Source organism: Streptomyces sp. 17_S59 (assembly GCF_056930295.1).
This window is the reverse complement of the sequence record NZ_JBXOWD010000001.1, coordinates 4,932,753-4,952,939: the sequence shown is the minus strand read 5'-3', so window position 1 is coordinate 4,952,939 and position 20,187 is coordinate 4,932,753. Positions and strand designations below refer to the sequence as shown.

Below are 20,187 nucleotides of genomic sequence, written 5' to 3'. Positions count from 1 at the left end.
GTTGTCGCTCTTACGCTACGAGTCGTAGCGTAACTGGATCCCGGCCGCCGCCGACAGGACGGTCCGGTGATCTGACTCACACCGATGACCCCACTCACCGCCCTACCCGGCGGTAAGGTCGCCGCCATGACCGCCGCCACTCCCCCCGCGCGCCGCACCCGCGGCACCCGCACGGGCCGCCCGCGCAGCGTCGAGGCCGACCGCGCGATCCTCGAGGCGACCCGGGCCGCGCTGGTGGAACTGGGCTGGGGGAAGCTGACGATGGGCGACGTGGCGGCCCGCGCCGGAGTGGCCAAGACGACCCTCTACCGCCGCTGGGCAGGCAAGAGCGAGCTGGTCGTGGACGCGGTGGCGGCGCTCTTCGACGAGCACCTGGAACTCCCCGACCTGGGCAGCCTCCAGGCCGACGTCGAGGGCGTGGTGCTGCAGTTCGCGGCGCTGCTGGAGCGGCCGGAGACGAAGACGGCGCTGATGGCCGTGGTCGCGGAGTCCACCCGGGACGACGCCCTGCGCGACCGCATCCGCTCGGCGATCGTGGACCGGCAGAAGACGCTCGTCCTGGTGGGGCGGGAGCGCGCGCAGGCGCGCGGCGAGCTGCCCCACGAGCCGGATCCGTCGGCGGCGGCGCGCAATGCGGACCTGATCTTCGACGTGATCGCGGGCGCGGTGGTCCACCGCACGCTGGTGAGTGCGGAGCCGGTGGACGCGGAGTGGGCCCGCGGCTTCAGCGCCCTGCTCGTGGGCGGTCTGACGGCCGCCTACGCGTCCGGGGCGCATCCCCCGGGCGCATAGGCGGCCGCACTCCTGCCTGCTGCCGGATGCGTCCCGTCAGACCCGCCCGCGCGTGGACCGCAGGTGCTTGGCCACCGGGGCCAGCGCCTCGTACAGCGCCTTGAGGTCCTCCGCCGGCAGCAGGTCGATGAAGTGCTCGCGCACCGAGGCGACATGGTGGGGCGCGACGTTCCGCATGGTCTCCCAGCCGTGGTCGGTGAGGACGGCGAAGAGCCCGCGCCGGTCGGACTCGCAGTTCTCGCGCCGCACCAGCCCGGCGTTCTCCATGCGGGTGATCTGGTGCGAGAGCCGGCTCTTGGACTGGAGCGTCGCGGTCGCGAGGTCGCTCATCCGCATCCGGTGGTCCTCGGACTCCGACAGGTTGACCAGGATCTCGTAGTCGTTGTTGGTGAGACCGAACGGCTGAAGGTCCCGTTCGAGCTGGTGCATGAGCAGCCGACTGACCTCCAGGTGGGCTCGCCAGGTGGCTTGTTCCTCGTCGCTGAGCCAGCGCGTGCCGTTCTCGGTGTCCATAGAGGGATTCTACCTAAGAAGTTGAAAGATTAACTAACGTGGGTGCGGAACAGGCAGAACGAAAGGTCATGCGTTCGACGTCACACTCCGCAGAGTACCGCTCACAGCCCGAAGCGGCGCTGGAGGTCGCCCAGCTGACCCGGCAGACGCGATGTCATTGTCTGATTTCCATGGCTTGCCTGGGGCACACCTTCCTGATCCGGCGGACCCTCGCCGGTGTCGATCTCCTCCATCAGCTGCTCGGTGGACTGCAGCAGCACGGTGCCGGCGCCGACGAACTCGAACTGGTGCTCCTCGCCGGACGCACCCCCCAGCCCGGTCAGCCGCCGCACCCCGCCCATGACGCCGCGCAGGTACTGGTGGTCGTAGTGGTGGCAGGGCGACGGGCAGTCGGCCCACCCCACCAGCGCCTGCGGGTCCACCCGGATCGGCGGCTCGACGAAGACGACCGGGCCGTTCGAGGCGGCCACGAACTTGCCGGTGCCGATCAGCGTGAGGAAGCCCGGGATGATGGACTGCTTCAGCGACAGCGACGGCTCGAAGGCCAGCAGATTGCCCGAGCGGACGGTGAGGTTGCCGTCCTCCAGATCGTAGGAGTTGACGTCGAAGGACCGGTCCGCCAGCAGCATCTTGCCGTGGCCCTCCGCCACCACCCAGTCCGCCGCGTGCAGCGGGGAGTGGAAGCTGCCGGCGATCAGCCGGTCGAGCGGGCCGTGCCCGATGCCGTGGAAGTCGATCCGCCCGTAGTAGGCGATCATCTTCCCCTTCTGCAGGAACCACTGCCCCTTGAGGTCGACGCAGAAGGCGTACGGATTGACGTTGTCGTTGCCGGGCAGCGTGTTCGCGTCGTGGGTGACCGGGCCGTTCACAGCTTTTCCTCCGACGCCTGTACGTACACCGTGCCGTTGCCCGACAGTTCGAGCCGGAACGCCTCTCCGCTGCCGCGGCCGACCACTTCGCGCCAGCCGATCGCGGCCGACAGCTTGTTGCGGACCTCACCCCTGTGGGCGACATAGGCCTGCGGGTCGACGACCACGGGCCGCTGCGGAGTGATCGGCAGCTCGATGAAGCCGCCGTGGGCCATCACCGCGACCGAACCGTGCCCCTTGAGGGTGGTGGTGAAGAGGCCCTGGCCGGTCACCTGCCCGCGCACCATCCCCATCACACCTCCCTGGGACCCCATGAACATCGTCCCCTGCTGGAGCGTCCCGTCGAAGGCGAGCAGCCGGTCGGCCTCCACGTACAGCGTGTCGCCGGACAGGTCGATCACCTGGACGTGATGGCCGCCGTGGCCGAACATCACGGTGCCGCTGCCCTCCACGGTCATCAGCGGCGTGGCCTCGTTGGCGATGCGGCGGCCGATCATTCCCATGACGCCGCCCTGCCCGCCCGTGATGCTCGGGGTGAAGGAGACCTCGCCCTTGTAGGCGAGCATGGCCCCGCGCTGGCTGAACAGCCGCTGCCCCGGCACGACCTGGGCCTCGACCATGCGCGAGTTCAAGAGCCGGAAGGGCATCAGATGTCACCCCCGATGGTGTTGCGCTCGCTGGGCTGCACGTACACCAGCCCGTCGCCCTCGAAGCGGATCTGGAATGCCTCGCCCGAGCCCTCGCCGATGAAGGTCCGGAAGTTCACGCCCGACTGGAAGTGCTGCTTCAGCCGCCCGGTGTGGGCGATGTACGCGCCCGGGTCGACCTGCAACGGCATCTGCGGGGTCACCCGCAGCACGATCGCCGTGCCGTCGGAGAGGATCGCCGCCTGGCCCGTGCCCTCCACGGTGGTGGTGAACAGGCCGTTGCCCTGCGAGGCGCCGCGCAGCCCGGTGAACGAGGTGCCGGTGCGCAGCGACGCGTCCGTGCACAGGAGGTTGCTGGCCTCGACGTACAGCGTCTCGCCGTGCAGCATCACGAGGTTGATCTCGCTCGCACGGTCGGCGAAGTAGCAGGTGCCGTGCCCCTTCACCTCCATCACCGCCATCTGCTCGCCGGTCAGCCGGCGCGTGACCATGCCGCGCAGGCCGTCCCCGCCGCCGGTCATCTTCTTGAACGACATTTCGCCTTCGTACGCGACCATCGAGCCGTTCTTGGCCTTGACCGCGTCTCCCGCCATGTCGACGGCGAGAACCTTGCTCCCGTGGAGCCGAAACTGAGCCACGCCCCGACGCTAGCGGGCGGACGCGCGCCTCCGACAGGCCCCAAGGTCCGGAATCGTCCCGGAACGGACGGACCCGGATCGGATGATCGGCGGCCGGGCTGCGACAATGGAGCGGCTTGTGAATGCCATCACAAGCGGTGACCGTTCCACCACTCCCGACCGAAGGTGCCCCGTGGACCTCAAGACCGCCGAAACCCTGCGCCGGCTCCGACTGGTCTCCGCCCCGGAGGCCTGCTCCTTCCTGCTGCTGCTCCTGTGCTCCGTGCTCAAGCGGACCACCGACTTCAACGCCGTGCCGGTGATGGGCGCCGTGCACGGCATCCTCTTCGTCCTCTACGTGCTCTTCTGGCTGGACGCCTGGAACAAGACCAAGTGGCCGCTGAAGACCGCCGCCCTCTACTTCGCCCTCTCCGTCCTGCCCACGGGCGGCTTCTTCGCCGACCGGATGCTGCGCCGCGAGACCGAGGCGAGCGTGATCGCCGCCCGTGCGCGCAAGGAGAGCTACCAGAAGGCGGCCAACGCATGATCGTCGCCTTCTCCGTCTCCCCGATCGGCGCCGGCGAGGACGTGGGCGAGTACGTCGCCGACGCGGTGCGCGTGGTCCGCGAGTCCGGGCTGCCGAACCGCACGGACGCGATGTTCACCTCCGTCGAGGGCGAGTGGGACGAGGTCATGGACGTGGTCAAGCGCGCCGTCGCCGCCGTCGAGGCCCGCTGCGGCCGGGTCTCCCTGGTGCTCAAGGCCGACATCCGGCAGGGCGTCACGGACGGTCTGACCTCGAAGGTGGCCACGGTCGAGCGGTACCTGACGCAGGGCGAGTCCGCTTCCCAGTAGTGCCCCGCAGGGGTCCGGCGGCCGCATCCCGATATCCGAGATGACGCGGATCGCGATGTGGCCGCCGGGTAGGCTCGAGGCGTGCCGAAGCCCCTCAGCCTCACGTTCGATCCGATCGCCCGCGCCGACGAACTCTGGAAGCAGCGCTGGGGATCCGTGCCGTCCATGGCCGCCATCACCTCGATCATGCGGGCCCAGCAGATCCTGCTCGGCCAGGTCGACGCGGTCGTCAAGCCGTACGGGCTGACCTTCGCGCGGTACGAGGCGCTGGTGCTGCTGACCTTCTCCCGGGCGGGCGAGCTGCCGATGTCGAAGATCGGCGAGCGGCTGATGGTGCACCCCACGTCGGTCACCAACACCGTGGACCGGCTGGTCAAGTCGGGCCTGGTGGCCAAGCGGCCCAACCCCCACGACGGGCGCGGCACGCTCGCCTCGATCACCGACAAGGGCCGCGAGGTGGTCGAGTCGGCCACGCGCGACCTGATGGCGATGGACTTCGGGCTGGGCGCGTACGACGCGGAGGAGTGCGGGGGCATCTTCGAGATGCTCAGGCCTTTGCGGGTGGCGGCCGGGGATTTCGAGGACACGGCCGAGCCTGCGGAATAGCGTGAGTCCTGGGTCGGCGCGGTGATCCCTGCCGACACGGAGTGGCCCCTGTCCGGGGCGGCGAAGATCGCCCCAGAACGGGCCGTTACGCTCGTGGGCATGAATAAGTCCGTGCTGACCCGCTACCGCGCCATGGCCTACACCACGGGTGTGCTGCTGCTCCTGCTGACGATCGGCATGATCGCCAAATACGGGCTGGACATGGACGTCTCGGGTCCGGTCCGCATCATCGCCATCGCGCACGGCTGGCTGTTCGTCGTGTATCTGGTCTTCGCCTTCGACATGGCCTCCAAGGCCAAGTGGTCGTTCGGCCGACTCGTGTGGACGCTGGTCGCGGGCACGATCCCGCTGGCCGCTTTCTTCGTCGAGCGCAAGGCCACGCGTGACCTGGAGCCGCTGGTCGCAGCGCAGGCCGCCCCCGCGCAGGCCTGACGCCGCCCCGACACCGCCCCGGACAACCCTTGTGTCCGGGGCGCTCTTGCGCGAAAATTTAGTAGGACGTCCTAGTAAATTTTGGCAGGGCCCCGGACGGGGCGGCGGAGAGGCGGGCGGCACCACATGGACGCAGCAGCGATCGAGGCGGGGCGCAAGCGCTGGCAGGCCCGGTTCGACAAGGCGCGCAAGCGCGACGCCGACTTCACCACGCTCTCCGGCGACGAGGTCGAGCCGGTCTACGGCCCCCGCCCGGGCGACGCCTACGAGGGCTTCGAGCGCATCGGCTGGCCCGGCGAGTACCCCTTCACCCGCGGCCTCCACGCCACCGGCTACCGGGGCCGTACGTGGACCATCCGCCAGTTCGCCGGCTTCGGCAACGCCGAGCAGACGAACGAGCGCTACAAGATGATCCTGGGCAACGGCGGCGGCGGGCTGAGCGTCGCCTTCGACATGCCCACCCTCATGGGCCGCGACTCCGACGACGCGCGCTCGCTGGGCGAGGTCGGGCACTGCGGCGTGGCCATCGACTCCGCCGCCGACATGGAGGTCCTGTTCAAGGACATCCCGCTGGGCGACGTCACGACGTCGATGACGATCAGCGGCCCGGCGGTGCCGGTCTTCTGCATGTACCTCGTGGCCGCCGAGCGCCAGGGCGTCGACCCGTCCGTGCTCAACGGCACGCTGCAGACCGACATCTTCAAGGAGTACATCGCGCAGAAGGAGTGGCTCTTCCCGCCCGAGCCCCACCTGCGCCTGATCGGCGACCTGATGGAGCACTGCGCCCGCTCCATCCCGGCGTACAAGCCGCTGTCCGTCTCCGGCTACCACATCCGCGAGGCCGGGGCCACGGCCGCGCAGGAGCTGGCGTACACGCTGGCCGACGGCTTCGGCTATGTGGAGCTGGGGCTCAGCCGCGGGCTCGACGTGGACGTCTTCGCACCCGGCCTGTCCTTCTTCTTCGACGCACACGTCGACTTCTTCGAGGAGATCGCCAAGTTCCGCGCGGCCCGCCGCATCTGGGCGCGCTGGATGAAGGAGGTCTACGGCGCGAAGACGGACAAGGCGCAGTGGCTGCGCTTCCACACCCAGACGGCGGGCGTCTCGCTGACCGCCCAGCAGCCGTACAACAACGTCGTCCGCACGGCCGTGGAGGCGCTGGCGGCGGTGCTCGGCGGCACCAACTCCCTGCACACCAACGCCCTCGACGAGACCCTCGCGCTGCCCAGCGAGCAGGCCGCCGAGATCGCCCTGCGCACCCAGCAGGTGCTGATGGAGGAGACCGGCGTCGCCAACGTCGCCGACCCGCTGGGCGGCTCCTGGTACGTGGAGCAGCTCACCGACCGGATCGAGGCCGCCGCGGAGAAGATCTTCGAGCAGATCAAGGAGCGCGGCCTGCGCTCCCACCCCGACGGCCGCCACCCCATCGGCCCCGTCACCTCCGGCATCCTGCGCGGCATCGAGGACGGCTGGTTCACCGGGGAGATCGCCGAGAGCGCCTTCCGCTACCAGCAGGCGCTGGAGAAGGGCGCCAAGCGCGTCGTGGGCGTCAACTGCCACGAGGGCTCGGTCACCGGCGACCTGGAGATCCTGCGCGTCAGCCACGAGGTGGAGCGCGAGCAGGTCCGCGTGCTGGCGGAGCGCAAGGCCGGGCGGGACGACGCCCGGGTGCGGGCCTCGCTGGAGGCGATGCTGGCCGCCGCCCGGGACGGCTCGAACATGATCGAGCCGATGCTGGAGGCGGTGCGGGCCGAGGCCACGCTGGGCGAGATCTGCGACGCGCTGCGCGACGAGTGGGGCGTCTACACGGAGCCGGCGGGCTTCTGAGGCGCCGCGCACCGACCGCTATCCGGTCACGCGTCCCTTCATAACGAACGGGACGCGTGGCCGTTCGTGCTGTGCGCCCGCGTTGTCCGGAAGCGGGTGTTCCGTGCGCGGTCCGGCTGTCTTACGGCCGTGGCGCATTCCTTGTTCCCCCGGCCCTGCCTGCGGCATCGGCGGCTGCAGTGCCCCCGCCCGGCGGAAAACGGCCGCCACCGTGGAATCGGCCTGTTTGGCGCACTTGCCGGAGGCAGGTCATCTGCGGGAATGGGACGGGTTGAAAGCCGGACCTTCCTCTCCGCACGCTGACCCGAACTCCCCTGTTCGGTGATGCCGCGATCACCTAGGTTCCCAACGGGGCTCAGGCCTCCGGCAATTGCGGGAATTCCCCGCCATGCAGCCAAGGGAAAGGAAAGCGCATGCCGAAAACCAGGAAGATCGCGCTCAGTGTCGCCACGACGGGTCTTCTCGCGGGCGCCCTCGCGCTCACCGCGATGCCGGCCGCCCAGGCTGCGCCCGTCTCCAAGTCCGTCCAGGTGTACAGCGACGACACCAACCTCGACGAGTACTACGGCGTCGACGTGCTCACGCGGGACGCCCACCACTCCTTCCAGGTGTGGGACTTCAACCAGCTGGACGACGGCACCTACACCATCAGAGGCCGTTACCACGGCAAGTGCCTCACCGCGGTGGCCCGCGGCGCGAAGGTGACCCAGAGCCCGTGCAACAGCGGGAACCTGGCCCAGCGCTGGATCGTCGACACCACCGCGGACACCACTGCGATAGAGAGCCGGAAGTTCCGCGGCGACGTACTCCAGGGCCATGGTGTGGACCGGGCGGTGACCCTGGAGGCCAAGGGCACGGGCCGGGCCGCCCAGCAGTGGGGCCTGTACAACAAGTAAGGAATTCCGCCCAGGCATTCAGCCGAGGAATTCATTCGCCGCCGAATCCGGGCGGAGACCCTCCCCGCACAAGAATGAGCCCGGCGAATGCGCATTCGCCGGGCTCATTTCCCTTCGGAAAGATTCAGCTGGAGGCCGCGGCCTCCGTGAGGCTCGCCACGAGTTCGTCCGCCGCCGCATACGGGTCGACCTCCCCGGCCACCACGCGCTCCGCGAGGGCGGCCAGGTGGCGGTCGCCGCGCAGGTCGCCGATGCGCTCGCGCAGCGCCGTGACGGCAATGGTCTCGACCTCGTGCGCCGCCCGCCGGCGGCGGCGCTCCGCGAGGACGCCGTGCTCCGCCAGCCATGCGTGGTGCTTCTCCAGGGCCTCGACGAGCTCGTCCGTGCCCTCGCCGCGCGCGGCCACGGTCTTGACGATCGGCGGCCGCCAGTCCCCCGCGGCGCGTGCCTCGCCCAGGCCGAGCATGTGGTTCAGCTCGCGGGCCGTGGCGTCCGCGCCGTCGCGGTCGGCCTTGTTGACGACGTAGACGTCGCCGATCTCGAGGATGCCCGCCTTCGCGGCCTGGATGCCGTCGCCCATCCCGGGGGCGAGGAGCACCACGGAGGTGTCGGCCTGGGAGGCGATCTCCACCTCCGACTGGCCCACGCCCACGGTCTCGACGAGGACCACGTCGCAGCCGGCCGCGTCCAGCACCCGGATCGCCTGCGGGGCGGCCCAGGCGAGCCCGCCCAGGTGGCCGCGGGTGGCCATCGAGCGGATGTAGACGCCGGGGTCGGACGCGTGCTCGGACATCCGCACCCGGTCGCCCAGCAGGGCGCCGCCCGAGAAGGGCGAGGAGGGGTCGACGGCGAGCACGCCGACCCGCTTGCCCATCCGCCGGTAGGCGGTCACCAGGGCCGAGGTGGAGGTGGACTTGCCCACGCCGGGCGAGCCGGTCAGGCCCACCACATAGGCGTTGCCGGTGAGCGGCGCAAGCGCCGCCATCACCTCGCGCAGCTGCGGGGACGCCCCCTCCACCAGTGAGATCAGCCGGGCCACGGCGCGCGGCCGGCCCTCTCGCGCCTGCTCGACCAGGGTGGGGACGTCCGCCATGACTGCTCCGTTCTCACAGGACCTGTCGGTGCCGCTGGGACCCGTCGGGTGTCAGTTGCCCGGTACGCGCAGGATCAGTGCGTCGCCCTGACCGCCGCCGCCGCACAGCGCGGCCGCGCCGATGCCGCCGCCGCGCCGCTTCAGTTCCAGGGCGAGGTGCAGCACGAGGCGGGCGCCGGACATGCCGATGGGGTGGCCGAGCGCGATGGCGCCACCGTTGACGTTCACCTTTTCCGGCGATACGCCCAGATCCTTCATTGACTGCACGCAGACGGCCGCGAATGCCTCATTGATCTCGATGAGGTCGAGATCGTCGGCGGTGATCCCTTCCTTGCCGAGCGCGTGGTTTATGGCGTTGGAGGGCTGGGACTGGAGGGAGTTGTCCGGGCCGGCCACATTGCCGTGGGCGCCGATCTCGGCGATCCAGGCGAGGCCCAGCTCCTCGGCCTTGGCCTTGCTCATCACGACCACGGCGGCGGCGCCGTCGGAGATCTGCGAGGACGTGCCGGCCGTGATCGTGCCGTCCTTGGCGAAGGCGGGGCGCAGCTTGCCGAGGGTCTCCACGGTGGTCTCGGCGCGGATGCCCTCGTCCTTGCTGAAGACGACGGCCTCGCCCTTGCGCTGCGGGATCTCCACGGGGGTGATCTCGGCCTCGAAGATGCCGTTCTTCTGGGCGGCGGCGGCCCGCTGGTGGGAGAGGGCCGCGATCTCGTCCTGCTCCTGGCGGCGGATGCCGAGGCGGGTGTTGTGCTTCTCGGTGGACTCGCCCATGGCGATGTGCTCGAAGGGGTCCGTCAGCCCGTCGTACGCCATCGCGTCGAGCATCTCGACCGCGCCGTACTTGTAGCCCTCGCGGGACTTGGGCAGCAGGTGCGGGGCGTTGGTCATGGACTCCTGGCCGCCGGCCACCACGATGTCGAACTCACCCGCGCGGATGAGCTGGTCGGCCAGGGCGATGGCGTCCAGGCCGGAGAGGCACACCTTGTTGACGGTCAGGGCGGGCACCGACATGGGGATGCCGGCCTTGACGGCGGCCTGGCGGGCCGGGATCTGGCCCGCGCCGGCCTGCAGGACCTGGCCCATGATCACGTACTGCACCTGGTCGCCGCCGATGCCGGCCCGGTCCAGCGCGGCCTTGATGGCCACACCGCCCAGATCCGCGGCGGAGAAGGTGCGCAGCGAGCCCAGCAGCCGTCCCATGGGCGTCCGGGCGCCCGCGACGATGACGGACGTGCTGCGGGTGTTGCCGTTCGTTGCAGACATGGGCTCGGCCCTTTCGAGCGGAGGGGTGGTGTCGACGGTTCCCGTCAATGTACTGAGCGGTACCCGCCCGGTCACCGGGCGGAAGGTGTGATCGCGCGCACGTTGCGTGACCACCCTCTCCGGCGGTGCACTGGATCCATGCTGACGCGCATCGACCACATCGGGATCGCCTGCTTCGACCTCGACAAAACCGTCGAGTTCTACCGTGCCACGTACGGCTTCGAGGTGTTCCACAGCGAGGTCAACGAGGAGCAGGGCGTCCGCGAGGCCATGCTCAGGATCAACGGGACGGACGACGGCGGGGCCTCCTACCTGCAGCTTCTGGAGCCGGTCCGGGAGGACTCCCCGGTCGGCAAGTGGCTCGCCAAGAACGGCGAGGGCGTTCACCACATCGCGTTCGGCACGGCGGATGTGGACGGGGACGCGGAGGCGATCCGCGGCAAGGGGGTCAGGGTCCTCTACGACCAGCCGCGCACCGGTTCCATGGGCTCTCGCATCACTTTTCTCCACCCGAAGGACTGCCACGGAGTGCTGACCGAACTGGTCACCTCCGCGCCCCACCCGGAGGCGGAGCACTGACCCTCCCCTTCCCCGGCCGGTAGAGTGCAGGTTCGGCCGGGGTACGGGTGGGCCCCGGACCGGGCTGTGCCGATGATCTGACACCATTTCTTCGGAAGGGCGGGCTCCGGGTTTCACCACCTACGCAGTACGGGGCCGGCCGCCGACGCGACCAGGGGACGGATGGACCGCGCTGTGCGGGGGTACGACCGCTACGAGGCTGACGACCACCTCTCGAAGTTCGAGGCCGAGATGGAGCGGCTGCGGACCGAGCGGGAGAAGGCGGTCCAGCACGCCGACGACCTCGGCTACCAGGTCGAGGTGCTGCGCGCCAAGCTGCACGAGGCGCGCCGCAATCTCGCCCACCGTCCCGCCTATGACTCGGCGGACATCGGGTACCAGGCCGAGCAGCTGCTGCGCAATGCCCAGATCCAGGCCGAGCAGCTGCGCACCGACGCCGAGCGGGAGCTGCGCGAGGCCCGGGCCCAGACCCAGCGGCTGCTCCAGGAGCAGGCCGAGCGGCAGGCCCGGATGGAGGCCGAGCTGCACGCCGAGGCGGTGGCCCGCCGGCAGCGCCTCGACGAGGAGCTGAACGAGCGCCGCCGCACCGTCGAGTCGCACGTCAACGAGAACGTGGCCTGGGCCGAGCAGCTGCGCGCCCGCACGGAGTCGCAGGCGCGCCGGCTGATGGAGGAGTCGCGGGCCGAGGCCGAGGCGGCCCTGGCCGCCGCGCGGGCCGAGGCCCAGCGGCTGACCGAGCAGGCCAGCGGCCGGCTCGGGGCGGCCGCCGAGGAGGCCCGTGCCGAAGCCGAAGCGATCCTGCGCCGGGCGCGCACGGACGCCGAGCGGCTGCTGACCGCCGCCTCCGCGCAGGCGCAGGAGGCCACCGACCACGCCGAGCGGCTGCGCTCGGAGGCGGGCAGCGAGGCCGACCAGGCCCGCAGCACCTCGACCGAGCTGACGCGGGCCGCCGAGGCGCGCATCCAGGAGGCCGACGCGGCGCTGCGCGAGGCGCGGGCCGAGGCCGAGAAGCTGGTCACCGAGGCGAAGGAGGCCGCCGCCCGGCGGCTGGCCGACGCCGAGTCCGACAACGAGCAGCGCACCCGTACCGCCCGGGCCGAGATCTCCCGGCTGGTGAGCGAGGCCACCAAGGACGCCGAGGCGCTCAAGGCCGAGGCCGAGCAGCTGCGTGCGGACGCCGCGGCCGAGGCCGAGCGGCTGGTGGCGGAGGCCGCCGAGAAGGCGCGCAGCGCCGTCGCCGAGGACTCCGCGGCCGCGCTGGCCAAGGCCGCGCGCACGGCCGAGGAGGTGCTGGCGAAGGCGTCCGAGGACGCCCGGGCCGCGACCAGGGCCGCCGCCACGGAGGCCGAGCGGATCCGCCGCGAGGCGGAGGCCGAGGCCGAGCGGCTGCGGGCGCAGGCCGCGGACACCGCCGAGCAGCTCAAGGGCGAGGCGAAGGACGACACCAAGGAGTACCGGGCCCGGACCGTCGAGCTGCAGGAGGAGGCGTCGCGGCTGCGCGCCGAGGCCGAGCAGCTGCGCGCGGAGGCCGTCGAGGAGGCCGAGCGGCTGCGCAGCGAGGCCCGCCGGGAGGCGCTCCAGCAGATCGAGGTGGCCGCCGGTACGGCCGAGGAGCTGCTGGTCAACGCCAAGGCGGAGGCCGAGGAGACGCGCAGCGGCGCGACCGCCGAGAGCGAGCGGGTGCGCACCGAGGCCGCCGAGCGCGCCGCGGCCCTGCGCAAGCAGGCCGAGGAGGCCCTGGAGCGGGCGCGCACCGAGGCCGAGGAGATGGCCGAGGAGGCCGAGGACCACTCCGAGCGGGTGCGCACGGAGGCCGCCGAGGCGGCGCGTGCGCTGCGCGAGGAGGCCGAGAAGGCGGCGGAGGCCCGCCGCGCCGAGGCCGGCGCGGAGCTGACGCGGCTGCAGACGGAGGCCGCACAGCGGGTCGAGGCCGCCGAGGAGGCGCTGCGCGATGCCCGCGCGGAGGCCGAGCGGCTGCGCAAGGAGGCCGCCGAGGAGGCCGAGCGGCTGCGCACGGAGTCCGCGGAGCGGGTGCGCACGCTGCAGTCGCAGGCCGAGACGGAGGCGGAGCGGCTGCGCGCGGAGGCCGCCGCGGAGGCGTCCGGTGCCCGCGCGGAGGGCGAGGCCACGGCCGCGCGGCTGCGCGCGGAGGCCGAGGCGGAGGCGGAGCGGCTGCGCACGGAGGCGCAGGAGGCCGCCGACCGGGTGCGTGCCGAGGCGAACGCCGCCGCCGAGCGGACGGCCGCGGAGGCCGCCGAGGCGCTGGCCGCCGCGCAGGAGGAGGCCGCGCGCCGCCGCCGTGAGGCGGAGGAGCTGCTCGGGGGCGCCCGTACGGAGGCGCAGGCGGAGCGCGAGGCGGCGCACGAGCAGAGCGAGGAGCTGCTGGCCGCGGCGCGCAAGCGGGTCGCCGAGGCGCAGGAGGAGAACCGCCGCCTGGTCGAGGAGGCCGAGCAGCGGGCGACCGAGCTGGTCGCCGCCGCCGAGCAGACCGCCCAGCAGGTGCGGGACTCCGTCGCCGGGCTGCGCGAGGAGGCCGAGGAGGAGATCGCCGGGCTGCGCTCGGCAGCCGAGCACAACGCCGAACGCACCGTCACGGACGCCCAGATCGAGGCGGACCGGGTGCGTGCCGAGGCGTACGCCGAGCGCGAGCGCGCCGACGAGGACGCGGCGCGCCTGCGTGCCGAGGCCAAGGCCGCCGTGGACACCGCCCGGGAGCAGGCGGAGCGCACGCTCGCCGAGGCCGCGGACGAGGCGCAGCGCGTGGAGGAGACGGCCGCCCGGACCCTCGACGAGGCCCGGGAGGCGGCCAACGCCCGCCGTTCGGATGCCGCCCAGCAGGCCGACGACCTCATCGCGGAGGCCACCTCCGAGGCGGAGCGCCTGGTCGCCGAGGCCGGCCGCACCGTGGAGGAGGCCCGCGAGGCCGCCGACGCCCAGCGGGGCGAGGCCGCCGAGGAGGCCGCGCGCACCCTGGCCGAGGCGGAGACGGAGGCCGAGCGGCTGCGTGCCGAGGCGGCCCGTACGGTCGACGAGGCCCGCGAGGCCGCCGGCGCCCACCGGGCGGAGGCGGCGCGGCAGGCGGACGAGCTGATCGCCGAGGCGACGGCCGAGGCGGAGAAGATGGCCGCCGCGGCCGCCCGCACCGTGGAGGAGGCCCGCGAGGCCGCGGACGTGCACCGCGCCGAGGCGTCGGCCGACGCCGACCGGCTGATCGCCGAGGCGGCCGAGATGGTCGAGGCCGCCCGGGTGGAGGCGGCCCGCTTCGAGGAGCAGGCCCGCGAGGCCGCCGACGCGCACCGCGCCGAGGCGGACGCGGACGCCGAGCGCCTGCGCGCGGAGGCCGCCCGTACGGTCGACGAGGCCCGGGAGGCGGCCAACGTCCGCCGTGCGGAGGCCGCCCAGCAGGCCGACGACCTGATCGCCAAGGCGCAGGAGGAGGCCGACCGCCTGGTCGCCGAGGCGAACCGGACGGTGGAGGAGGCCCTCGAGGCCGCCGAGGCGCTCCGCGCCGAGGCCAAGGCCGAGGCGGAGGCGCTGCGCACGGCCGCCACGGAGGTCAAGGCCAAGGCGGACGAGAAGGCCGACGCGGTGGTCGCCAAGGCGACCGCCGAGGCCGAGCGGATGGTGGCGGACGCGTCCGCCAAGGCGCAGCAGATGCGCACCGACGCCTCCGACGCGCTGGCGTCGGCGGAGCAGGACGCGGCGCGCACCCGGGCGGATGCCCGCGAGGACGCGAACAAGATCCGTTCCGAGGGCCGGGCCGAGGCCGAGCGGATCGTCAACGAGGCCGCGGAGCTGACGTCTTCCGCGCAGGACGACGCGGACCGCATCGTGGACAAGGCCCGCGAGGCGGCCAACGCCCGCCGCGCGGAGGCCGCCCAGCAGGCCGACGACCTCATCGCCAAGGCCACGGCCGAGGCCGAGAAGATGGCCGCGGAGGCCGTCCGCACGGTGGAGGAGGCGGGCAAGGCCGCCGACGCGCACCGCGCCGAGGCCGCCGAGCAGGCCGCGCGCGCCCTGGCCGAGGCGGAGGCGGAGGCGGAGCGGCTGCGCGCCGACGCCGACGCGACGCTCGAGGCCGCCCGGGACGAGGCGACCCGTACCACCGACGAGGCCCGCGAGGCGGCCAACGCCCGCCGCGCGGAGGCCGCCCAGCAGGCCGACGACCTCATCGCCGAGGCGACGGCGGAGGCCGAGCGGATGGCCACGGAGGCCGCCGAGGCGCTGGCCGCGGCGCAGGAGAACGCCAACAGCACGCGTGCCGATTCGGCGAAGCTGAAGGCCGATGCCGTCCTGGAGGCGGAGCGGCTGCGCGAGGAGGCCCGTGCCGAGGGCGAGCGGACGGTCGACGAGGCGCGGGACGCGGGCGCCAAGCGGCTGTCCGACGCCGCCGAGCAGGCCGATGCGCTCGTCGCCCAGGCCCAGGAGGAGGCCGTGCGTGCCGCGGCGGCCGCCGAGGAGCAGGCCGACGCGATGGTGGGCGCCGCCCGCCGGGAGGCCGAGCGCCTCGTCGCGGAGGCCGGCGCGGAGGGCAACGCCCTGGTCGAGCAGGCCCGTACGGACGCCGACACCCTGCTCGCCGAGGCGCGCGGGGACGCGACCGGGATAAGGGACCGGGCGGAGGAGCTGCGGTCCCGCATCGAGAGCGAGGTCGAGGAGCTGCACGACCGCGCCCGCCGGGAGGCGGCCGAGGCGATGCAGTCGGCCGGCGAGCGCTGCGACAAGCTGGTCCAGGCGGCCACCGAGCAGCTCGCGGACGCCGAGAAGAAGGCGGACAAGCTGCGCTCGGAGGCGGCCGGCGAGGCCAACAAGGTGCGGATCGCCGCCGTGAAGAAGGCGGAGGGCCTGATCAAGGAGGCGGAACAGAAGAGGGCCACGGCCGTACGCGAGGCCGAGCGCCTGCGCACCGAGGCTCAGGAGGAGGCCACGGGTCTTCTCGAGGAAGCGAAGCGGGAGTTGGAGGTGCTGGTTCGCCGCCGCGAGGACATTCAGGCCGAGATTTCCCGTGTCCAGGACGTGTTGGAAGCGTTGGAATCATTTGAGTCCCCCGGGGCGGGCGGCTCCAAGGACGGCGGGGTGAAGGCGACGGCCGGTGTGGGCGCTACTCGATCGGGTGGCAAGCAGGACCGGAAGTAGCCACTCAATCGAGGGGTCGTTTTCCGGATTCCCCAACTGTCTTAAACCATCTGCTCGATGACACGCCGCTCACGCCCCTAGGATTCCCTCTATCACCTCACAGGTCTCCAATGACAGGAACCCCATGAGCGACACTTCCTCCCCCTTCGGCTTCGAGTTGGTGCGGCGTGGATACGACCGCGGCCAGGTGGACGACCGCATTACGAAGCTCGTAGCGGACCGTGACAGCGCCCTGGCCCGGATCACCTCTCTGGAAAAGCGGATCGAGGAGCTGCACCTCGAGACGCAGAACGCTCAGGCACAGATCAACGACGCCGAGCCGTCCTACGCGGGGCTCGGCGCGCGGGTGGAGAAGATCCTCCGGCTGGCCGAGGAAGAGGCCAAGGACCTGCGGGAAGAGGCCCGGCGCGCGGCCGAGCAGCACCGCGAGCTGGCCGAGTCGGCCGCCCAGCAGGTGCGCAACGACGCCGAGTCGTTCGCCGCCGACCGCAAGGCGAAGGCGGAGGACGAGGGCGCGCGGATCGTCGAGAAGGCGAAGGGCGACGCGGCATCGCTGCGTGCCGAGGCGCAGAAGGACGCCCAGTCCAAGCGCGAGGAGGCGGACGCCCTCTTCGAGGAGACCCGCGCCAAGGCCGCCCAGGCCGCCGCGGACTTCGAGACCAATCTGGCCAAGCGGCGCGAGCAGTCCGAGCGCGACCTGGCCTCCCGTCAGGCCAAGGCCGAGAAGCGGCTGGCGGAGATCGAGCACCGCGCGGAGCAGCTGCGCCTGGAGGCCGAGAAGCTGCGCACGGACGCCGAGCGCCGGGCCCGCCAGACGGTGGAGACCGCACAGCGCCAGGCCGAGGACATCGTGGCCGACGCCAACGCCAAGGCGGACCGCATCCGCAGCGAGTCCGAGCGCGAGCTGGCGGCGCTCACCAACCGCCGCGACAGCATCAACGCCCAGCTGACCAACGTCCGCGAGATGCTGGCCACGCTGACCGGCGCGGCGGTGGCCGCGGCCGGGGTCCCCGGGGACGACGAGCCGATCACCCGCGGCGTCCCGGCCCAGCAGAGCCGCTGACACCGGGGGCGCGTACGACGCTTACGACAGCACGTCATTCGTTCGGGGGATCCTGTGCTCGGCGCGCCCCGCGCGGCCCGGAGGCCGACGCGCGGGCGCGCCGGGTTGTTCCGGGGCGTTGTTCCGGCGGGATCCGCGGAGTCGGTGCCACCGGTGGCGGGGCCGGGCGGGCGCGCTTACCGTGACGGAATGATCGAGCTTGAGGGGCTGACCAAGCACTACGGCGACGTACGCGCCGTCGATCACCTCACCTTCACCGTGCGCCCCGGCATCGTCACCGGCTTCCTGGGGCCCAATGGCGCGGGCAAGTCGACGACCATGCGGATGATGCTGGACCTGGACAATCCGACCAGCGGGACGGTCCGTATCGACGGCAGGCACTACCGGCAGCTGCAGGAGCCGCTGCGGGCCGTCGGCGCCCTGCTGGACGCCAAGGCCATGCACGGTGGCCGCAGCGCCTACAACCACCTGCTGTGCCTGGCGCAGAGCAACGGCATCCCGGCCGGGCGGGTGCGGGAGGTGCTGGACACCGTCGGTCTCACCTCGGTGGCGCGCAAGCGCACCAAGGGCTACTCCCTCGGCATGGGGCAGCGCCTGGGCATCGCGGGGGCGCTGCTCGGCGACCCGCAGATCCTGATGTTCGACGAGCCGGTCAACGGCCTCGACCCCGAGGGCATCCACTGGATCCGCAACCTGATGAAGAGCCTTGCCGCGCAGGGCCGTACGGTCTTCGTCTCCTCGCACCTGATGAGCGAGATGGCGCTCACGGCCGACCACCTGGTGGTCATCGGCCAGGGGAAGCTGCTGGCGGACACGGGCATGGCGGAGTTCATCAAGGAGAACTCCCGCTCCTTCGTGCGCGTCCGCTCGCCCGAGCCCGAGCGGCTGCGGGACGTGCTGCACGGCGTGGGCATCGACTTCACGCCCGGGGAGGGCGGTGCGCTGGAGGTGACCGGAGAGGACAGCGAGCACCTGGGCGAGCTGGCCGCGCGGCACCGGATCGTGCTGCACGAGCTGAGCCCCCAGCAGGCGTCCCTGGAGGAGGCGTTCATGCGGCTGACTGCCGGGTCCGTGGAGTACCACGCCCACGCCAATCACCAGGGCGCGCCGCCGGCTGCCGCCCCGGACTGGGGGGCCGACTGGCGGAAGAGGAAGGGGTCCTGACGATGGCTGCGGTGGCCCGGGTCCTCCAGTCGGAGTGGACGAAGATCAAATCGGTGCGGTCCACGGTGTGGACGCTGGGGATCGCGGTCGTGGTGACCGTCGGGCTGGGCGCCCTGATCAGCGCTTTGACGTCGAAGGACTTCGGCAATCTGTCGGAACGGGAAAGGATCCGCTTCGATCCGACGTATATCAGCTTTGCCGGGATGGGGCTGGGCCAGCTGGCATTGATCGTTTTCGGGGTGCTGGTGGTCTCCAACGAATACAGCACCGGAATGATCCGGACGTCGCTGGCGGCCGTTCCGCAGCGCGGCACGTTCCTATTCAGCAAGATCACTATTGCGGGGCTGCTGGCATTCGCCATCGGCATGATCACCAGCTTTGTGACCTTCTTCGTCGGGCAGGCGATGCTCGGCAGGTACAAGGCGTCGCTCGGCGACCCGGGAGTGCTGCGCGCGGTCATCGGCGGGGGCCTCTATATGACGCTGATCGCGGTGTTCTCGATGGGCGTCGCCACGATGCTGCGCAGCCCGATGCTGTCGCTCGGCATTCTGATGCCGTTCTTCTTCCTGATCTCGGCGATCCTCGGGAATGTCTCGGCGACGAAGAAGGTGGGGCGCTACCTGCCGGATCAGGCGGGACAGAAGGTGATGCAGGTGGTGACGGCGGGGGACGAGGCGCCGTACGGCCCGTGGGGCGGCTTCGCGATCATGGTGTTGTGGGTGGTGGCGGCGCTGGCGGGGGGCTATGCGGTGCTGCGCCGCCGGGACGCGTAGCCCTTGGCCGGGCGGGGGTGCGTAGCCCTTGACCGGGCGGGGGTGCGGGGGCGGTGGCGGGTGCGTCTTCCCCGATCCCGCCCCTTCCCGAAACCGGGGGCTCCGCCCCCGGACCCCCGCTCCTCAAACGCCGGAGGGGCTGAATTCGGGCGGGGTGGGGAAGGACAACCCCCATGACCCGGCGAACCCTGCATGCCCTCGGCATGGACGTCGTGCCCGCCCGGGCACCCCTCGCCTACCCCGGGCGCCCCGCCACCGAGCCCACCCTCCTCACCGGGGACGAGCTGCTCCCCCTCACCGTCGCACCGGAACCGCTCGGCCGCTGGCCGGTCACCACCACCGCCACGCCCCTCGACCATGCCCTCGCCGCCCTCGGCGGGCCCCCTGCCGGCCACCGCCACCCCGTCCTCGCCGTCGGCTCCAACGCCGCGCCCGCCCAGCTCGCCCACAAGCTCACCGGCCGGGGCCTGTCCGCCGCCGTCCCCCTGGTGCCCGTGCGCGTGCGCGGCGTGGCCGTCGGCTGCTCCGGGCACATCGGCCGGGCCGGCTACGTGGCCGCCGCCCCCTACCCCGACCCGGCCGCCGACCTCACGCTCGTCGCCGGCTGGCTGGACGCGGCGCAGCTCGCCGCCGTCGACGCCACCGAGTTCAACTACCTGCGCGTCCTGCTGCCCGGGGACGTCTTCCCCGTGACCCTGCCCTCCGGGGAGCGGCTCGGCGGCGCGTACCTCTACGTCAGCCGGTGGGGCGTCCTCACCGACCCGGACAGCGGGCTGCCCCGGCCGGGCGGCGGCGACCAGGGCACACTCCTCGCCGCGCTGCTGCGGGGCTCGCCCCGGCTCCGCGGGCTGCTCGGGCCCGATCCGGGCAGCTGGGTGGCGCGCGCGGCGGCGGACGAGGCCGCGCGGGCCGAGGGCACCCGGCTCCTCGCCGCCGAGGGCTGGGTCCGGGCCGTGGGCGGCTTCCCGGCGCACGACGGACGGGCGGGTACGCTCCGTTACGACGACCTCACGCGGCCGCGCCCCCGCTGACTTGCCGTTCTCGGGGAACCGTCAACCCCTC

The 20,187-nt window shown here is 72.3% G+C and carries 19 protein-coding genes; 13 read left to right on the top strand and 6 right to left on the bottom strand.

Annotation, left to right across the window (positions count from 1 at the left end; translation table 11 throughout):
• The first annotated feature begins 126 nt into the window (after positions 1–126).
• Positions 127–792: a TetR/AcrR family transcriptional regulator gene (locus tag AC1Z4A_RS22650; RefSeq protein WP_483681569.1), complete on the top strand. Its 666-nt coding sequence runs from the start codon at positions 127–129 to the stop codon at positions 790–792.
• A gap of 36 nt (positions 793–828) precedes the next feature.
• Here AC1Z4A_RS22650 and AC1Z4A_RS22645 read toward each other — a convergent pair whose 3' ends face one another.
• The 4 genes from AC1Z4A_RS22645 to AC1Z4A_RS22630 all read right to left on the bottom strand — a co-directional run bounded on the left by AC1Z4A_RS22645 (position 829) and on the right by AC1Z4A_RS22630 (position 3,459).
• Positions 829–1,305, bottom strand: a complete 477-nt coding sequence (locus AC1Z4A_RS22645) for a MarR family winged helix-turn-helix transcriptional regulator (protein WP_483681567.1) — start codon at positions 1,303–1,305, stop codon at positions 829–831.
• Positions 1,306–1,406: 101 nt separating this feature from the next.
• Positions 1,407–2,174: an AIM24 family protein gene (locus AC1Z4A_RS22640; RefSeq protein WP_483681565.1), complete on the bottom strand. Its 768-nt coding sequence runs from the start codon at positions 2,172–2,174 to the stop codon at positions 1,407–1,409.
• Positions 2,171–2,821 (bottom strand): AIM24 family protein, encoded by a 651-nt coding sequence (locus AC1Z4A_RS22635; protein WP_483681563.1) that lies wholly within the window; start codon positions 2,819–2,821, stop codon positions 2,171–2,173. The genes AC1Z4A_RS22640 and AC1Z4A_RS22635 overlap by 4 nt, the downstream gene beginning before the upstream one ends.
• Positions 2,821–3,459 carry an AIM24 family protein gene (locus tag AC1Z4A_RS22630; RefSeq protein ID WP_483681561.1) on the bottom strand — a complete coding sequence of 213 codons (639 nt, stop codon included), beginning with the start codon at positions 3,457–3,459 and terminating at the stop codon, positions 2,821–2,823. The genes AC1Z4A_RS22635 and AC1Z4A_RS22630 overlap by 1 nt, the downstream gene beginning before the upstream one ends.
• A 172-nt stretch (positions 3,460–3,631) precedes the next feature.
• Between AC1Z4A_RS22630 and AC1Z4A_RS22625 the strand changes: the two genes are divergently transcribed.
• From AC1Z4A_RS22625 to AC1Z4A_RS22600, 6 genes are all read left to right on the top strand, one after another.
• Entirely contained in the window at positions 3,632–3,985 is a 354-nt protein-coding gene (locus AC1Z4A_RS22625) for a DUF3817 domain-containing protein (protein WP_483681559.1), read from the top strand.
• A complete protein-coding gene (locus AC1Z4A_RS22620) occupies positions 3,982–4,293 on the top strand; it encodes an MTH1187 family thiamine-binding protein (RefSeq protein ID WP_483681557.1) in 312 nt (103 codons plus the stop codon). Before AC1Z4A_RS22625 ends, AC1Z4A_RS22620 begins: the two co-directional genes overlap by 4 nt.
• An 81-nt stretch (positions 4,294–4,374) precedes the next feature.
• Positions 4,375–4,899, top strand: coding sequence for a MarR family winged helix-turn-helix transcriptional regulator (locus tag AC1Z4A_RS22615; protein WP_483681555.1), 525 nt, complete (start codon positions 4,375–4,377; stop codon positions 4,897–4,899).
• Positions 4,900–4,998: 99 nt separating this feature from the next.
• Positions 4,999–5,331 (top strand): DUF3817 domain-containing protein, encoded by a 333-nt coding sequence (locus AC1Z4A_RS22610; protein ID WP_483681553.1) that lies wholly within the window; start codon positions 4,999–5,001, stop codon positions 5,329–5,331.
• Between the two features lie 126 nt (positions 5,332–5,457).
• Complete coding sequence (icmA, locus tag AC1Z4A_RS22605) at positions 5,458–7,158, top strand: coenzyme B12-dependent isobutyryl-CoA mutase large subunit (protein WP_483681551.1); 1,701 nt, start codon at positions 5,458–5,460, stop codon at positions 7,156–7,158.
• Between the two features lie 413 nt (positions 7,159–7,571).
• Complete coding sequence (locus tag AC1Z4A_RS22600; protein ID WP_483681549.1) at positions 7,572–8,054, top strand: ricin-type beta-trefoil lectin domain protein; 483 nt, start codon at positions 7,572–7,574, stop codon at positions 8,052–8,054.
• Between the two features lie 124 nt (positions 8,055–8,178).
• Here AC1Z4A_RS22600 and meaB read toward each other — a convergent pair whose 3' ends face one another.
• Both meaB and AC1Z4A_RS22590 read right to left on the bottom strand, forming a co-directional pair.
• Entirely contained in the window at positions 8,179–9,147 is a 969-nt protein-coding gene (meaB, locus tag AC1Z4A_RS22595) for a methylmalonyl Co-A mutase-associated GTPase MeaB (protein ID WP_483681547.1), read from the bottom strand.
• Positions 9,148–9,198: 51 nt separating this feature from the next.
• On the bottom strand, positions 9,199–10,410 hold the full coding sequence (locus AC1Z4A_RS22590; protein ID WP_483681545.1) for an acetyl-CoA C-acetyltransferase: 1,212 nt from the start codon (positions 10,408–10,410) through the stop codon (positions 9,199–9,201).
• 138 nt (positions 10,411–10,548) lie between these two features.
• Here AC1Z4A_RS22590 and mce point away from each other — a divergent pair, with 138 nt between their 5' ends.
• The 6 genes from mce (at position 10,549) to AC1Z4A_RS22560 (ending at position 20,156) form a co-directional block, all read left to right on the top strand.
• The gene (gene mce / locus AC1Z4A_RS22585) at positions 10,549–10,989 is read left to right on the top strand and encodes a methylmalonyl-CoA epimerase (protein WP_483681543.1); all 441 of its coding nucleotides are present in this window, start codon (positions 10,549–10,551) and stop codon (positions 10,987–10,989) included.
• A gap of 162 nt (positions 10,990–11,151) precedes the next feature.
• The gene (gene scy, locus AC1Z4A_RS22580) at positions 11,152–16,125 is read left to right on the top strand and encodes a polarized growth protein Scy (RefSeq protein WP_483681541.1); all 4,974 of its coding nucleotides are present in this window, start codon (positions 11,152–11,154) and stop codon (positions 16,123–16,125) included.
• Between the two features lie 124 nt (positions 16,126–16,249).
• Positions 16,250–17,188, top strand: a complete 939-nt coding sequence (locus AC1Z4A_RS22575; RefSeq protein WP_483681539.1) for a cellulose-binding protein — start codon at positions 16,250–16,252, stop codon at positions 17,186–17,188.
• 189 nt (positions 17,189–17,377) lie between these two features.
• Positions 17,378–18,352: an ABC transporter ATP-binding protein gene (locus tag AC1Z4A_RS22570; RefSeq protein WP_483681537.1), complete on the top strand. Its 975-nt coding sequence runs from the start codon at positions 17,378–17,380 to the stop codon at positions 18,350–18,352.
• A gap of 2 nt (positions 18,353–18,354) precedes the next feature.
• Positions 18,355–19,125: an ABC transporter permease gene (locus AC1Z4A_RS22565; protein WP_483681535.1), complete on the top strand. Its 771-nt coding sequence runs from the start codon at positions 18,355–18,357 to the stop codon at positions 19,123–19,125.
• Positions 19,126–19,298: 173 nt separating this feature from the next.
• Positions 19,299–20,156: a hypothetical protein gene (locus AC1Z4A_RS22560; RefSeq protein ID WP_483681533.1), complete on the top strand. Its 858-nt coding sequence runs from the start codon at positions 19,299–19,301 to the stop codon at positions 20,154–20,156.
• Positions 20,157–20,187: the final 31 nt, after the last annotated feature.